Source organism: Mesorhizobium sp. M5C.F.Ca.ET.164.01.1.1 (assembly GCF_004792125.1).
GTDB classification, from domain to species: domain Bacteria; phylum Pseudomonadota; class Alphaproteobacteria; order Rhizobiales; family Rhizobiaceae; genus Mesorhizobium; species Mesorhizobium wenxiniae.
Genome location: NZ_SRTG01000001.1, coordinates 3054378 through 3068048, shown reverse-complemented (window position 1 = coordinate 3068048; position 13671 = coordinate 3054378). Strand labels below are relative to the sequence as shown.

Sequence of the window (13671 nt, the reverse complement as noted above, 5' to 3'; positions counted from 1 at the left end):
AGCGGACAGCGCTGGAAATTGCCTGCCCTTTCCCACAAGATGCCTGAACGTCCCTGAGGGCTCGACATGTGCAACCTCTACAACATCACCACCAGCCAGGAAGCGATCCGCCAGTGGACCCGGGCCTTGCGCGATATCCTCGGCAATCTCGAGCCTTCCATCGACATCTACCCCAACCAGCCCGGCCCGGTGGTGCGCAACGCGCCGGACGGGACGCGGGAACTGGCCAACCTGCTGTGGGGCATGCCGACGCCGATTGAGCGGGTGAAGGGCAAGGCCGACTACGGCACCACCAACATCCGCAACCCGCAATACGGCCACTGGCAGCAATATCTCGGAGTCGAGAACCGCTGCGTGGTGCCGCTCACCAGCTTTGCCGAGCCAAGCCCGACGCCCGGGGACAAGGACCCGGATACCGGTATCCAGAAAAACTATTGGTTCGCGCTGAACGAGGAGCGGCCGCTGTTCTTCTTCGCCGGCCTATGGACGCGCTGGCAAGGCGTGCGCAAGGTCAAGGACGGCCCCGGCGACTTCGAGCTCTACGGCTTCCTGACCACCAGACCCAACGCCCTGATCGCGCCGATCCACGAGAAGGCGATGCCAGTCATCCTGACCACGCAGGAGGAAACCGAGACCTGGCTGACCGCGCCATGGTCGGAGGCAAGGCACCTGCAGCGCACGGCAGCGGATGACGCGCTGGTGATCGTTGAAAAACCGGCGACGCAGATCAAGTTTCCGCCGCAGGCGCCACAGGCGCCCGTACAGGGCTCGCTGTTCTAAAGCTTGAACTTCTGCAGCACCCAGATGTAGCCCTTCGGCGGGTGGTCCTGGTCGATGAACTGGGTGCGCACGGTGGTGTCCTTCCGGCTGCATCGTTTGCACCTGAACCTGATGGCTTCCAGCGGCTTGTTCCAGCCGACCACCTGCGCGACATCGTTCGCCTTGAAGCGTCCGACATGGTAGCAGTGGCCGCACTCGACGATCAGCAGCATGTTGGCCTTCGCGGCACGTCCAACGCTGTCCATCGGCCCAGCCATAAGTCATTTCCGAGTCAGGTAATCCTCGGGAAGCGGGAGCAGGCCAAGATTCGGCGTCCGGAAATCGGGCTCCTTCTCCGCTAGGCTGCCCATCACCTCATGCAATTTGTCGACAAGTCCACTAAGCTGCCAATACAGCTCGCCATGCGCCTTCAGATGCAGTTGCGACGAAAGCACCGTCCTGCGCAGGCTCAGAGCGTCGCTGATGATCGCCTCCGCATGCCTCGTCGACAGCCTGTCAAACCGGCTTTTTCGTCTGCCCATCGCGGCACTCCCCAGCTTGTGAGCAACCGCCCCACCTGCTGACAAATAGGAAGGCATTCCTCGCAGAGTCAATTCACACTTGACGTTTTTGTTCCCCTTTTGTTCAATTTGAACAGAAACGGTCGGAGGCATCGCCATGGACCACATCGTGACGCTTGACAGCCGCCAGGAGGCCGCCCTTCAGACCATCGCCGACAGGTTCATCGCCCGGCACAAGGGCGATGCGGTGAAGGCCCTCAAGGAGATGATCGTGCTTAATGGGCATTTGCAGGAGCGGCTGGATGCGGTTGAGGGACGGCGCCGGCGCGGGCCGCCGGAATAGGCCTGGCAGCTGTTGTCTTCCGGTCGATAGGAGCGGTAGCGGCGGCCGCGATCCGGGCATCGACCAGCGCGAGTTCGGCGCCACCCGCGCTGATGCCACCGGGCAGCGTCAGGAAAGCGGCCCCCTCAATCCTCTGAAATACTGCACCTCGCGTTCGTGCTTCTCCGCAGCCTCGCGGCTGTCAAATGTCCCGAGATTGCGGCGCTTTCCGGTCTTTTCGTGCTTCTTGCGCGAATAGAGGCGGTATTTTCCGTCTTGGAGTTTTCTGATCGTCTGTCACTCCCCGAGCCGCTGCTTCCCCTTGAGGTTGCGCGCGGCTTGCTCGATCGCCGCGCGGTCGTTGCCCAGCCTGTCGAGCAGTTCCTGCGCCTGGTCGCCCGATATGCCGGTGCGCACCGCCAGGGCCTCCACCGTCAAGACGTCGGAGCTCGCGAGCTCGCGGGTTTCCGGCAGGGCATCGCCTGCCGTCAGCGGCAGGGCTGCCTCCCTGTCGATCTCGGCCTCGGCCTGGTGCCAGTGCCGCTCGGGATCGCCATGGATGCGGCCTTCACGTTCCCAGATCTGGTATGCGCGCTCACGAATCTTGTCTTCCCGGTCGTCGCCCATGTTGATTCCTCCTTTGGGTATCGGATGAACGCCGGCCAACCCGAACGATCCAAGAAATTTGCGTGATCGGGGTCGCACGAGGCGCCATGCACTGCGGCCGCCAGCCCGCCACCCGTCCTGCCTACTCGCACTGCCGGCGCGGTCCGCCGGAATAGGGCTGGTAGGTGTTGTCTTCCGGCCGATAGGAGCGGTAGCGGTTGAAACAATATTGGACGTGGTCGGGCGGAAGCCAGGCACCGCCGGTTTCATCCGCCGAAACGTTCCCATCTATTGACCACGTGTCGGTCGCCTCGACATAGCTGGCGCTTTCGTCGGGACGCAGTGCGACGCGCTTGGCTGCGCCGGCATCGAGATAGGGCGAGACGCAGCGACGCTGCTCTCCGCTGTAGGATGTGTAGTGGTCGTCGCTTGGCCTGTAGGAGCGGTAGCGGCTTGCGCACCATTCCACATGGGCGGCGGGCACCGCGTGCTGCTCGTCCGCTGCGGGCTGGATAGCGCCGGTAACGATGGGCGCCGAAGCTGCGGCATCGGCAGGTTTCGAGGTGCGATCAACCGGGATCTCCGGGACCTCGCGGGCGGGAAGTCGCTCAAGACGCTGCGAAGCAGTGTCCACCTTCCGCGGCTCCCTCGGCCACAGTTCGGCAACGCTGGAAGTTGGAGCAGCCTGCCGGACCGGCTCCGCGGAAAGAATCCAGACGGCGAAGGCCAATCCGCTGGCGAAAACCGCCAGCGTCAGCAAAAAGCCGCCAAGTACCGCCGATACGACTTTCACGCCACGCTCCTTTGCCCGTCATCTCTAGAAATGCGAGGCATTGGATCCGGTTCCAACCAGGCGCCGCAGCAGGAGCTTGCGTGCTCAAAGGAAGCCCCTCTCCGTCTCGGCTTCGCCGAGCCACCTCTCCGCTTTGGGGGCGAGGAACCCAGGGTTCAAAGGTCGCCGACAAGCTCCGTATAGGTCCTCAGTTCGCCATCCTGCCCGCGAATCCGCCAGGTCTCTCCGTCCTGCGCCTCGACATAGGATGCGCCGAGCGGCACTTTGCCGCCGCCGTCCGGCAGGTCCAGCACATAGACGGGGCTGCAGATGCCCGACAGGCGCGCGCGGAGCGCGCTGGCCAGCGCCTGTCCCTCGGCGATCGTGGTGCGCCGGTGCGCCATGCCGCGCGCGAGGTCGCCGTGGTGCAGGTAATAGGGTTTGACGCCGAGGCGGTACATCAGCTCGCGGCACAGCTCTTCCAGCACCTCGACCGTGTCGTTGACGCCTTTCAGGAGAACGCTCTGGTTCAGCAGCAGGAAGCCGCCTTGTCTTAAAGTTCGGCAGGCCGCTTCGGCCGCCGGCGTGATCTCCCGCGCGTGGTTGAAATGGGTGACAACCGTGACCATCAGCCGGCCCTGCACGGAGCGAACCAGCCCTGATGTGACACGCGAGGGCAGCGCGACGGGCACGCGCGTGTGGATGCGTAAGAGCCGCACATGCGGAACCGCCTCGATGCGGGCGCGGATTTCCGCCAGCGCCTTGTCCGGCAGGGACAGCGGATCGCCGCCGGTCAGGATCACCTCGCGGATTTCGGGATGGGCCTCGATATAGGCAAAGGCCGGCTCCAGCGCCTCGCGCGAAAAACCGCGGCCGATCGAAGTCAGCGACTCCTTGCGAAAGCAGAACCGGCAATAGACCGCGCATTGATAGGTCGGGAACAGCAAAACCCGGTCGGCATGGCGGTGCGTCAATCGCGGCACCGGACTGAAGGCATGGTCGGCGATCGGATCATCGAGTTCGCCTTCCAGCTCGGCCAGTTCTTCGGGCGACGGGATGACCTGCGCCCGGATGGGGTCGGCGGGGTCGCTCCAGTCGATCAGATCGAGATAGGCTTTTGGGATGCGAACCTTGTGGCGCGTCGCCGCGACTTGAGCCGCCGCGCGCTCGGCCGGCGACAGCGGCAGGGAATCCAGATCGCGAACATGCCGCACGCCCGCGCGAACATCGTCCTGCCACGCTGCGTCATCATCGTGCGCGCGCCCTTCATCGGCAGCCATGCTGGCGTCGGGCATGTCGAGGTGTGAGGTCATCGCGGGCTCCTTGAATCGGAGCTGGATACAGCATTGGAGCCATGGCTTGAAGGCAATAAGCGGTGTTGGGCTGGCACGGACGAAAGGCCGCGCCCGGCGCCGGGCACCTCGGTCGAAACGCATCACCGCCCGCTTGATTTCCCAGCGCGCCCATCCGGCTTCATGATGATCTCGCGATGCGGATAAGGGATGTCTATGCCGTTTTCCCTAAAAGTGTCCCACAACGCCAGCAATACCCTGCCGCGCACGTTGGTCAGACCTTGCTGCGGGTCGTGGATCCAGAAGCGCAGCACGAAATTGAGCGAGGAGTCGCCGAAGTCCGTGAGCCAGCAGACCGGCCGCCGGTCCGCTTCGACCCGGCCGACGCTCATGGCGGCCGCTATCGCCAGTTCGCTGACCCTATGCGGGTCGGCGTCGTAAGAGACCCCGAAATTCACGTCGAGCCGCACGAGGTTGTCGCTGAACGACCAGTTGATGACCCTTTGGGTGATGAAGTCTTCGTTCGGGATCAGGTATTCGCGGCCGTCGCGCGTCACCACCGAGACAAACCGCGCCCGCAATTCGCGCACCCAGCCGAAAGTGCCTTCGAGCGAAATGGTGTCGCCCGGCTTGATCGACTTGTCGAGCAGGATGATCATGCCGGAGACGAAATTTGAAACGACCTTTTGCAGCCCAAAAGCCAGACCGACGCCGACGGCACCGGAGAATATCGTCAGAGCCGTCAGGTCGAGACCGACGGAAGACAGGGCGATGACACCCGCCACCAGCACAAGGCCGACTTTTGCGACCTTGCCGACGAGGACGCGGATCGAGGGTGTCAGCTCTTCGGAGATCCGGACGCGCTCATCGATATACTTGCCGACGACCACCGCAAGCCAAACCGTGGCTATCAGCAGCAGCGCCGCCTTCAGCACCATGAGCGCCGAAAGGCGCACCGCGCCCAAAGGTATTGCGAGGCTGTCCAGGAAAGCCGCGGCGTCGTCATCGATGCCCAGAATGACGAGGGCCGCATAGATCCAGGTCAGCCAGGCGAGAGCCCGCGCGACGAAGCGGTTGCGGATGATGCGCGACAGCACCGATGCGAACAGCCATGCGAGGGATAGCGAGAGCGCGATATAAATGAAATGGGTCCGGCTTGGCCAGGTGACGGCGCGCATGAGAATGAGCGCGGCAAGCAGGAAGACCGTGAACAGGATCCAGTCGGTGCGCCGCAACAGGGCAACGACGACCCTCAACAGTCCGGGATGCCCCTTGATCTGGCGTGCCCGGTTCTCCACAAGCGGTTCGATGCGCTGCGCCGCGAGCTTCGCGACGAGGAAGAGCACGACGATGACGGCAGCCTGATAGAAGAACCACGGCGTGACGGCATAGTCGAACCATCGGCTGGCCCAGGCCAGCGATTCATCGATGGCGTTGCGAAAATCCATTCCCACACGACCGTTATGGACTGGCGAACCGCATATCCACAATGTCGCCGGCCTCGTGAAGGGTCAAGCCGGCGATCGAGACGCCTTCAAGCGGCCCCTGCTCTGCGCTTCAGCCCCGCAGCCCCGGCGCCTCTGGCCGGTGCGCTCGACATGTCGGGTATAGCCGTCGCCACAGGTGTGGATGCCCCCTCTGGACGTCAGTTCCAGCACCCGGTTCAAGCGCGCGGCCAGGAAGCGGCCGGCAGAAACATCCATGGTCAGAAACAACCGCTGGAAACGGCTAACGCATAACATTAGCTTGCGCTTACATTAGCTTCAGCGTATGTATCTATACGGCCGGTGATCTACCCCCCAACCGGTTAGGCTCGGCGCCAGTCCCCCCCTCAGGCCAACGACGCCGGGCCGCTCGGCCCCTGTTGCGAGCTCGCGGCAGGCTTAGCTCCGCAACCCAGGCGCCTCTTGTCCCGTCCTCTCGACATACTCCGTATACCCTCCGCCATAGGTATGAATGCCCTCGGGCGTCAGTTCCAGCACCCGGTTGGACAGCGCCGCCAGAAAATGCCGGTCGTGCGAGACGAATAGCATGGTGCCCTCATACTGCGACAGCGCCGTGATCAGCATCTCCTTGGTGGCGATGTCGAGGTGGTTGGTCGGCTCGTCCAGCACCAGAAGGTTGGGCGGGTCGAACAGCATCAGCGCCATCACCAGCCGCGCCTTCTCGCCGCCCGACAGCACCCGGCATTTCTTCTCGATCTCGTCGCCGGAAAAGCCGAAGCAGCCGGCCAGCGCCCTGAGCGGCGCCTGGCCTGCCTGCGGAAATGCGTCCTCCAGCGTCTGGAATACTGTGCGCTCGCCCTCCAGCACTTCCATCGCGTGCTGGGCGAAATAGCCCATCTTGACGCTCGGGCCGCGCGCCACCGTGCCATTGTCCGGCTCGGAAGCGCCGGCCACCAGTTTTAGCAGCGTCGACTTGCCGGCGCCGTTGATACCCATCACGCACCAGCGCTCGCGGCGGCGCACCTGGAAATCCAGCCCCTCATAGATCGACCGGCTGCCATAGCTCTTGTGGATATTCTTCAGCGTCACCACGTCCTCGCCGCAGCGCGGCGCCGGCTGGAAGTCGAACGACACCTTCTGGCGGCGCTTAGGCGGCTCGACGCGATCGATCTTCTCCAGTTTCCTCACCCGGCTCTGCACCTGGGCGGCATGTGACGCCCGTGCCTTGAAGCGCTCGATGAAGGCGATCTCCTTGGCCAGCATCGCCTGCTGGCGCTCGAACTGCGCCTGCTGCTGTCGGTCGGCGATCGCCCGCTGCTGCTGGTAGAATTCATAGTTGCCGGAGTAAGCGGTCAGCGAGCCGCCATCGATCTCGACCACCTTGTTGACAATGCGGTTCATGAACTCGCGGTCGTGCGAGGTCATCAGCAGCGCGCCATCATAGCTCTTCAGGAACTGCTCCAGCCAAATCAGGCTTTCCAAATCGAGATGGTTGCTCGGCTCGTCGAGCAGCATGGCGTCGGGGCGCATCAGCAGGATCCTGGCCAGCGCCACGCGCATCTTCCAGCCGCCGGAAAGTTTTCCGACGTCGCCGTCCATCATCTCCTGGCTGAAGCCGAGGCCGTCCAGCACCTCGCGGGCGCGGCCATCCAGCGCATAGCCGTCGAGCTCCTCGAACCGCGCCTGCAGGTCGCCATAGCGGGCGATGATGGCGTCCATCTCCTCGGCCCTGTCCGGGTCGCCCATGGCGGCTTCGAGCTCGCGCATCTCGGCCGCCACTTCGCTCACCGGCCCGGCGCCGTTCATCACTTCGGCGACAGCGCTGCGGCCTTCCATGTCGCCGACATCCTGACTGAAATAGCCGATGGTGACGCCGCGATCGACGGAGACCTGGCCCTCGTCGGGCTGTTCCCCGCCGTTGATCATGCGAAACAGCGTCGTCTTGCCGGCGCCGTTGGGGCCGACCAGGCCGACCTTCTCGCCCTTCCCCAGCGAGGCGGAGGCCTCGATAAAGACGATCTGCCGGCCGTTCTGCTTGCTGATGCTTTCCAGTCGAATCATGCTTTCCACGCGTGCCAAAGGGATTTTCCCCGCGCCAATACGCGATAGGCCTCGCCTGCGGAAGCCCGCAAATCAATGGGAACACGACGCCATATTCGAAGTTCGAACTGAATTGGCGGAACCTCAGATAGTGCCGGCAGTTTAGAAAGATGACCTCAACAGCGAAGGAGTATGAGATGAGGACCCTAACCGCTATTTTGCTCGCCACCTCAATGATCGGCCTGACCGCCGGCGCGGCAAGCGCCACCTGCCATGACACGACTGCATCGATCGAAGCTCAATCAGGCATCGCCAAAGACGGAACGCGTGCACCCCTCGAAACCGATGCGAATGCCGGTAGCAGGGTTGAGGGCGGCCCGGCCAATAAGGACGGCAACACCATGCCGCTTGCCAACCAGGAAAGCGGCGGGAATAAAAACCTCGCCACCTCGCAGCAGGATGCCGAGGCGCAGCAGGAGGGCGACAAGACAGCGGCGGCCAAAGCCGACGCCGGTAGCGACCCCTGCAAGCCGGACTGACGCAGATTGGAAAGCCGGCCGCAGACGCGCTGCATGCCGCCATTGATCATCGGTGGCATGCGGGTCAGCACCATCCCGCAGCCCAGAATGCGAATACGACGGAATGGCCGAATACGAGTTCTGGCTACCTATCCAATCCCTCCCGTCACCGCATAGGCGCCGGCTGCACGCCCGTCCTCAAGACGCGCGATGGCGGTAACGATCGAGCCGTACGAGCCGCGCCAGACGCTGTGGAGTCGCTCATGCTCTTTGGCCGGTACGACCGTACGCCCGGTCATGCGCGCGCCGGTCCGCTGCGTGCGAATGGGCTCGCCGTTGACATGGACTTTCACGCTGGTCTCGGTTCCGATCTCGCCATGCACGTCGAGCGTGATTGTTATCTCGTCCTGATCACCAGCACGGCGCGTCTTGGCGGCAAGCGTGACGGTCAGCGGCGGCGCCTCGCCGGGCCCGCTAGCGTTGTGTCGGGCGGCAAAGACATCGTCGGGAAGTTCCGGCGTGCGCGACGCGCTGGTGCGGCGCTGGCCAGCGCGCTCGAAATCGCCGGCCAGCCGAAGCAGCTTCGTATCCGCATAGGCCTTGCCGGCGAAGGTGAGGCCGACCGGCATGCCGATATCGGCCATCGTGCCCATCGGCACGGTGACGGTCGGAATCCCGAGATGCCGCCACACCAGATTGCCGTTGGCGACCCAGGTGCCGTTGCGCCACGCCAGTGCTGCGGAGGCCTCGTTGACATCCGCATCGGCCGGCCCGACATCGGCGACGGCGGGGAACACCACCGCGTCGAGCTCTTGCGCGTCCAGCCAATCCTCGAAATCGATGCGCCGCGTCGCCTCCAGGCCTTTCAGGCCGGCCTCCAGCTCGGGAATGGCCTCAAATGGTTTGACGCCGCGCTTGGCCCGCTCGACATACTCCGCCAGATCGAAACTGTCGCCATAGCGGTCCGTCAGCGTGTCAGGCGGCTGCGGAAAGATCTTTGGGCCGTCGACCGAAGCGAGATCGGGGATCGCCGGATCGGCATTGGCGCGCAGGAAATCGTCCCAGGCGAAGACGCATAGGTCCCATATCTCGCGCTCGGCGAATTCTTCCGGAACCAGTCCACGATCGACCATGTTTTTTGTGCCCGGCCGGTCGCGCTCGTAGTTGGAGACGACGGGAAAATCGACCTCCACCACCGTTGCGCCGAGCCGTCGCAAATCCGCTGCCGCCTGCTCCCATAGGTCGAGCACCCACGCGCGGGTCTGGATCGGCACGTCAGCCTCCGTGTCGTGGCCGATATACATGCGGGGCACGCCGAGCCGCATGCCTTGCAGCGCTCCCTCCGGCGTGAGGCCGGTATAGCGTGGCGGCCGCACGGCCGAGCTCTTCGGCAGCGCCACCCAGGGCTGCGCGCGCCAGAAATCGCCTCTCGTGTTCGGGTCGTCGGCGACGATCACGTCGAGCAGTTCGAGCATATCGGCAACGCTGCGCGTATGTGGCACCACCACGTCCATGGTCGGCACCAGCGGCCAGTTGCCACGCACGGAAATGACGCCGCGCGACGGCGTGTAGGCGACCAGCGCGTTGTTCGACGCCGGCGCCCGGCCCGACGACCATGTCTCCTCGCCGAGCCCGAAGGCGGCGAAGCTGGCGGCCGTCGCGGTCCCCGAACCATTCGACGAGCCCGACGCGAAGGCCGCCGTCAGGTAATCTGCATTGTAGGGGCTTTCCGCCCTTCCGTAGACGCCGCGCTGCATGCCGCCATTGGCCATCGGCGGCATGTTGGTCAGCCCGATCAGCACCGCGCCGCCGCGCTTTAGCCGCTCGATGGTGAAGGCGTCCTCGTTGGCGGTGAGATGCTCGAAGGCCGGCGAGCCGGCGGCCACCGACAAGCCCGCCACCTTGTAGCTGTCCTTGGCGGTGTAGGGGATGCCGTCCAGCGGCCCGAGCGTCGCACCATCCCTGCGGCGCCGGTCGGACGCGGCGGCCTCCTCGAACATTTTGGGATTGAGCACGGGAACGGCATTGAGGGCGATGCCATGCCGGTCGTAATGCGCAATCCTGCGCAGGCAAGCGCCGACCAGCTCGACGCTGGTGACCGTGCCGGCCTCCAGCGCCCGCCGCAGCTGTTCGATCGACGCCTCGACGATGTGGAGATCGGTCATGGTGTTCTGCACCTGCGCGATGATGAGGCCTTACGTCGATTTTGTATCGGTCGCGACCCTTCAGAGGGGGGTGCTCGAGCTCCGGTCAGGAAATTGATCACTCCGGCGCGCCGGCGAAGAGCACTACGCCGTCGCCGCCGCCCGCCGGCCAATCCCAAATTGTGCGGTCGTAGCCGCCGGTCAGCACCGTGCCGTCGGCGGCGAACGCCACCGCGTAGACCGGCCCGGACCGGCTGTCGAACAGGGCGGTCTCACTGCCGGTTTCCATGTCCCACAGCCGTGCCGTACCGTCGAGCGAGCCGGACAGCAGCTGCTTGCCGTCGGCCGACAGCGCCAGCGCATAGACCGTGCCCGAATGGCCCTCGAGGCGGCGGACTTCGCGGCCGGTGCCGAGATCCCAGAGCTTGATCGTATAATCGCCGCTGCCGGTGAACAGATGGCGCCCGTCGCCCATGAACAGGACGCCATAGGGGCCGCGCTCATGCCCGTGCCAGCTGCGCAGCTGCTTGCCGGTGCCGATGTCCCATAGCTTCAGCGTGCCGTCGATGCTGCCGCTGATCGCGCGTGTGCCGTCGGGCGAGACGGCGACCCCGCTGATCGACCAGTCGTGCCCCGGCGTCACATGCAGCACCGAGCCTTTCTCGATATCCCAGACAATGACCCTGCCGGTGTCGTGCCCGCTGACAGCACGTTTGCCGTCGGGGCTGATCGCCAGCTTGTTGACGCCGCCGTTCTGGCCTGACGAGAAGACATGCAGCGCAGCGCCGTCGGAGAGCTGGCGCAGCACGATTTCGCCATCGTCGCCCGCCGTCAGCGCCCGCGCCCCATCGGGCAGGAAAAGCGCGGTCCGCGCCATGTCCTTGTGGACGCCGAGGGTGCGGATCAGGCGCTTGCCGTCGATATCCCAGAGCTTGACCGTGCGGTCGGTGCTGGCGCTCATAATCGAGTGCCCGTCGGGCGCCACCGCCAGCCAGACGACGGGCTCGCGGTGGCCATCGGGCTGCGTCGGTAGCGGCGGCGGAGCCTGGGGCAGCGGCGCGACGGTCTGCTGCGGTGGAGCCGGAGCTGGAGCAGCCTCCGGCGGTGAGACAGGCGGGGCCAGCGCCTCTTCGGATGGCGAGGCAGGAGCTGGCGGCTGTGCCGGTTCCGCGCTGGCGACGTCTTCGCCCTTCGGCGCGCTCGGCGCGGGTTGCTCGGCGGTCAGGCTTTTGCCGGCGTCCTGTGGCTGTCGCGACCAGGGGCCGAGCTGGTCGGCCACCAGAGCGAGCACGGCGAGGAACGGAACGACGGCGAAGAGCTGTCGCAGCCGTGGTCGTCCGGCGGGTTGCGTTTCGGCGCCTCTGCCGAACAAGGGTATGGCTGGTCCGGGCTTCGACCGGCCCGGCAACAGGCCGGCCCAGAACAGCAGGGCTGCAAGGGCTGAGAAAACGCCCGCTGAGCCGAAAAACGCCAGGCGCGCGGACGCGAAAGCGTCGCCGGCGCCCTCGCCGCCCAGCGCGAAATACACGCGTGCGAGGCAGAGCATGCCGATCGCCAGCAGCAGCGCGGCGAGCAGCCTGTCGACAAACCTGTTCATCGGGCTCCCCCCTCGGGCCGCTATCAGTTTCGCCCATAATGATGCCGGTCAGCGCCGGGCTTGTCGATGTCCTTCTGTTGATGGCCAATCTCCCCCTTCGTGGGCGAGATTGGCTCTCTCGCCCCTCACCGCAATTCCACCCACACCGGCGCGTGGTCGCTGGCGCCGGGCTCGCCGCGCACGTCGCGGTCGATGCCTGCCCCGGCCAATCGGCGCGCCAGTTTCTTCGAGAGCAATATATGATCGAGCCGCAGGCCGGCGTCGCGCGGCCAGCGGTTGCGGCGATAATCCCAGAATGTGTAAAGCGTTTCTTTCGGGTGCTTCTTGCGCAGCGCATCGGTCCAGCCCTGGTCGAGCAGTGCTGCGAAAGCGGCGCGGCTTTCCGGCTGCACCAGCGCATTGTCGTCATAGGAGCGGGTCGGATAGATGTCGCGCGGCTCGGGCACGATGTTGTAGTCGCCGGCCAGCACCACCGGCAGGCCGGTGTCGAACAGTTCCGCCGCATGCACGTTCAGTCGCTCGTGCCAAGCCAGCTTATAGGTGAATTTCGGGCCGGGCTGCGGGTTGCCGTTCGGCGCATAGAGGCAGGCGACGACGATGCCGTTGACCGCCGCCTCGATATAGCGGGCCTGATTATCGCTCTCGTCGCCGGGCAGCGCCTCGCGGATCAGAACGGGTTCTGAACCCCGCGCGAGTATGGCGACGCCGTTCCAGGTCGGCTGTCCCACCCACACCGCGCCGTAGCCCGCGGCGGCGAGTGCCGTGCGCGGAAACTGCGTCTGCCTTGCCTTCAGTTCCTGCAGGCAGACGATGTCGGGCTTGGCGACAGTCAGCCAGGCCAGCAGGTTTTGCAGCCGGCCGTTGATGTTGTTGACGTTGAAGGTGGCGATCTTCATCAGCCTGCTTCAGCGCACAATGCGCTCGGTCCACGCCTTCACCGCATCAGCGAGTGTCTTCAGATGATCGGCGGCCGAAAAACCGGAGATGCTCTTGCGCGGCTTCAAATCGTGGTCGCCGTCTTCCAGCCACCGCATTTCGATGGTGTCGGAAAGATCGTAGGTCGCGACCTCGTTCCTGGTGCCGAACTCGTCGCGTGTGCCTTGGAAGATCAATGTCGGCGTCCTGAGATCGGCGAGATGTTTTGTCCGAAGCTGCGCCGGTTTCTCGGGCGGATGGAAGGGATAGCCGAGGCAAAGCAGCCCTGAAATCTCGCCCTTCGAAAACATCTCGTCGGCGATCATCGAGGCGACGCGGCCGCCCATCGACTTGCCGCCGATGATGAGCGATCCCTTCACGCCCTTCGCCCTGAGGTCGGCGATCGCCTTGATGTATTCGGGGTTCACCGTCTCGGCCCGCGGCGGCGGCTTGCGGTGGCCGTAGCGGCGGGCCGCCATGTAATGGAATTCGAAGCGCGCGACGCGGAACCCGGCCTCGGCCAGCGCTTTAGCGGTGGCGGTCATCGAGGCCGAGTCCATCGGCGCCCCGGCGCCATGGGCGAGCAGGATGGTGATGGCGGCGGTTTCGGGGCCGTCGAAGAGGAATGCGGTCGTCACAGGGTGCCTCGCAGATGAAGGCCGAGTTCCTTCGCGCCCCCCTCTGGCCTGCCGGCCATCTCCCCTTCAAGGGGGGAGATTAGCAGCTTCGTCTCCCCGCCC

The 13671-nt window shown here is 65.0% G+C and carries 14 protein-coding genes; 3 read left to right on the top strand and 11 right to left on the bottom strand.

What is annotated here, in order from left to right; genetic code table 11:
- The first annotated feature begins 66 nt into the window (after positions 1-66).
- On the top strand, positions 67-780 hold the full coding sequence (locus tag EN807_RS15095) for an SOS response-associated peptidase (protein WP_135935488.1): 714 nt from the start codon (positions 67-69) through the stop codon (positions 778-780).
- Here EN807_RS15095 and EN807_RS15090 read toward each other — a convergent pair.
- Both EN807_RS15090 and EN807_RS15085 read right to left on the bottom strand, forming a co-directional pair.
- Entirely contained in the window at positions 777-1037 is a 261-nt protein-coding gene (locus EN807_RS15090) for a hypothetical protein (RefSeq protein WP_135935487.1), read from the bottom strand. The two genes, EN807_RS15095 and EN807_RS15090, sit on opposite strands and share 4 nt — an antisense overlap.
- A gap of 3 nt (positions 1038-1040) precedes the next feature.
- The gene (locus EN807_RS15085) at positions 1041-1439 is read right to left on the bottom strand and encodes a hypothetical protein (protein ID WP_135935486.1); all 399 of its coding nucleotides are present in this window, start codon (positions 1437-1439) and stop codon (positions 1041-1043) included.
- Here EN807_RS15085 and EN807_RS36555 point away from each other — a divergent pair.
- Positions 1438-1623 (top strand): hypothetical protein, encoded by a 186-nt coding sequence (locus EN807_RS36555; protein WP_246684107.1) that lies wholly within the window; start codon positions 1438-1440, stop codon positions 1621-1623. The two genes, EN807_RS15085 and EN807_RS36555, sit on opposite strands and share 2 nt — an antisense overlap.
- A gap of 276 nt (positions 1624-1899) precedes the next feature.
- On the opposite strand, the gene EN807_RS15065 is transcribed toward EN807_RS36555, so the two are convergent.
- The 5 genes from EN807_RS15065 to EN807_RS15040 all read right to left on the bottom strand — a co-directional run bounded on the left by EN807_RS15065 (position 1900) and on the right by EN807_RS15040 (position 7778).
- On the bottom strand, positions 1900-2229 hold the full coding sequence (locus EN807_RS15065) for a DUF2934 domain-containing protein (protein WP_135935485.1): 330 nt from the start codon (positions 2227-2229) through the stop codon (positions 1900-1902).
- A 121-nt stretch (positions 2230-2350) separates the two neighbouring features.
- Positions 2351-3001, bottom strand: coding sequence for a BA14K family protein (locus EN807_RS15060; RefSeq protein ID WP_135935484.1), 651 nt, complete (start codon positions 2999-3001; stop codon positions 2351-2353).
- Positions 3002-3156: 155 nt separating this feature from the next.
- Complete coding sequence (locus EN807_RS15055; protein ID WP_135935483.1) at positions 3157-4293, bottom strand: KamA family radical SAM protein; 1137 nt, start codon at positions 4291-4293, stop codon at positions 3157-3159.
- 122 nt (positions 4294-4415) lie between these two features.
- A complete protein-coding gene (locus tag EN807_RS15050; protein ID WP_135935482.1) occupies positions 4416-5720 on the bottom strand; it encodes a mechanosensitive ion channel domain-containing protein in 1305 nt (434 codons plus the stop codon).
- A 435-nt stretch (positions 5721-6155) separates the two neighbouring features.
- Positions 6156-7778 carry an ABC-F family ATP-binding cassette domain-containing protein gene (locus tag EN807_RS15040; RefSeq protein ID WP_135935480.1) on the bottom strand — a complete coding sequence of 541 codons (1623 nt, stop codon included), beginning with the start codon at positions 7776-7778 and terminating at the stop codon, positions 6156-6158.
- 212 nt (positions 7779-7990) lie between these two features.
- On the opposite strand from EN807_RS15040, the gene EN807_RS15035 reads away from it, so the two are divergent.
- Positions 7991-8296: a hypothetical protein gene (locus EN807_RS15035; protein ID WP_246684106.1), complete on the top strand. Its 306-nt coding sequence runs from the start codon at positions 7991-7993 to the stop codon at positions 8294-8296.
- Positions 8297-8424: 128 nt separating this feature from the next.
- On the opposite strand, the gene EN807_RS15030 is transcribed toward EN807_RS15035, so the two are convergent.
- The 4 genes from EN807_RS15030 to EN807_RS15015 form a co-directional block, all read right to left on the bottom strand.
- Entirely contained in the window at positions 8425-10440 is a 2016-nt protein-coding gene (locus tag EN807_RS15030) for an amidase (RefSeq protein ID WP_135935478.1), read from the bottom strand.
- 97 nt (positions 10441-10537) lie between these two features.
- Positions 10538-12016, bottom strand: coding sequence for a WD40 repeat domain-containing protein (locus EN807_RS15025; protein WP_135935477.1), 1479 nt, complete (start codon positions 12014-12016; stop codon positions 10538-10540).
- Between the two features lie 125 nt (positions 12017-12141).
- Entirely contained in the window at positions 12142-12912 is a 771-nt protein-coding gene (locus tag EN807_RS15020) for an exodeoxyribonuclease III (RefSeq protein WP_135935476.1), read from the bottom strand.
- A gap of 9 nt (positions 12913-12921) precedes the next feature.
- Positions 12922-13569 carry an alpha/beta family hydrolase gene (locus tag EN807_RS15015; protein ID WP_135935475.1) on the bottom strand — a complete coding sequence of 216 codons (648 nt, stop codon included), beginning with the start codon at positions 13567-13569 and terminating at the stop codon, positions 12922-12924.
- Positions 13570-13671 lie beyond the last annotated feature (102 nt).

Excerpts from the sequence above, each read along its gene's own strand:
- EN807_RS15050 (WP_135935482.1), bottom strand. The coding sequence starts at position 5,720 with ATGGATTTTCGCAACGCCATCGATGAATCGCTGGCCTGGGCCAGCCGA.
- EN807_RS15055 (WP_135935483.1), bottom strand. The coding sequence starts at position 4,293 with ATGACCTCACACCTCGACATGCCCGACGCCAGCATGGCTGCCGATGAA.
- EN807_RS15030 (WP_135935478.1), bottom strand. The coding sequence starts at position 10,440 with ATGACCGATCTCCACATCGTCGAGGCGTCGATCGAACAGCTGCGGCGG.
- EN807_RS15040 (WP_135935480.1), bottom strand. The coding sequence starts at position 7,778 with ATGATTCGACTGGAAAGCATCAGCAAGCAGAACGGCCGGCAGATCGTC.
- EN807_RS15025 (WP_135935477.1), bottom strand. The coding sequence starts at position 12,016 with ATGAACAGGTTTGTCGACAGGCTGCTCGCCGCGCTGCTGCTGGCGATC.
- EN807_RS36555 (WP_246684107.1), top strand. The coding sequence starts at position 1,438 with ATGGACCACATCGTGACGCTTGACAGCCGCCAGGAGGCCGCCCTTCAG.
- EN807_RS15085 (WP_135935486.1), bottom strand. The coding sequence starts at position 1,439 with ATGGCGATGCCTCCGACCGTTTCTGTTCAAATTGAACAAAAGGGGAAC.
- EN807_RS15020 (WP_135935476.1), bottom strand. The coding sequence starts at position 12,912 with ATGAAGATCGCCACCTTCAACGTCAACAACATCAACGGCCGGCTGCAA.
- EN807_RS15095 (WP_135935488.1), top strand. The coding sequence starts at position 67 with ATGTGCAACCTCTACAACATCACCACCAGCCAGGAAGCGATCCGCCAG.
- EN807_RS15035 (WP_246684106.1), top strand. The coding sequence starts at position 7,991 with ATGATCGGCCTGACCGCCGGCGCGGCAAGCGCCACCTGCCATGACACG.
- EN807_RS15065 (WP_135935485.1), bottom strand. The coding sequence starts at position 2,229 with ATGGGCGACGACCGGGAAGACAAGATTCGTGAGCGCGCATACCAGATC.
- EN807_RS15090 (WP_135935487.1), bottom strand. The coding sequence starts at position 1,037 with ATGGCTGGGCCGATGGACAGCGTTGGACGTGCCGCGAAGGCCAACATG.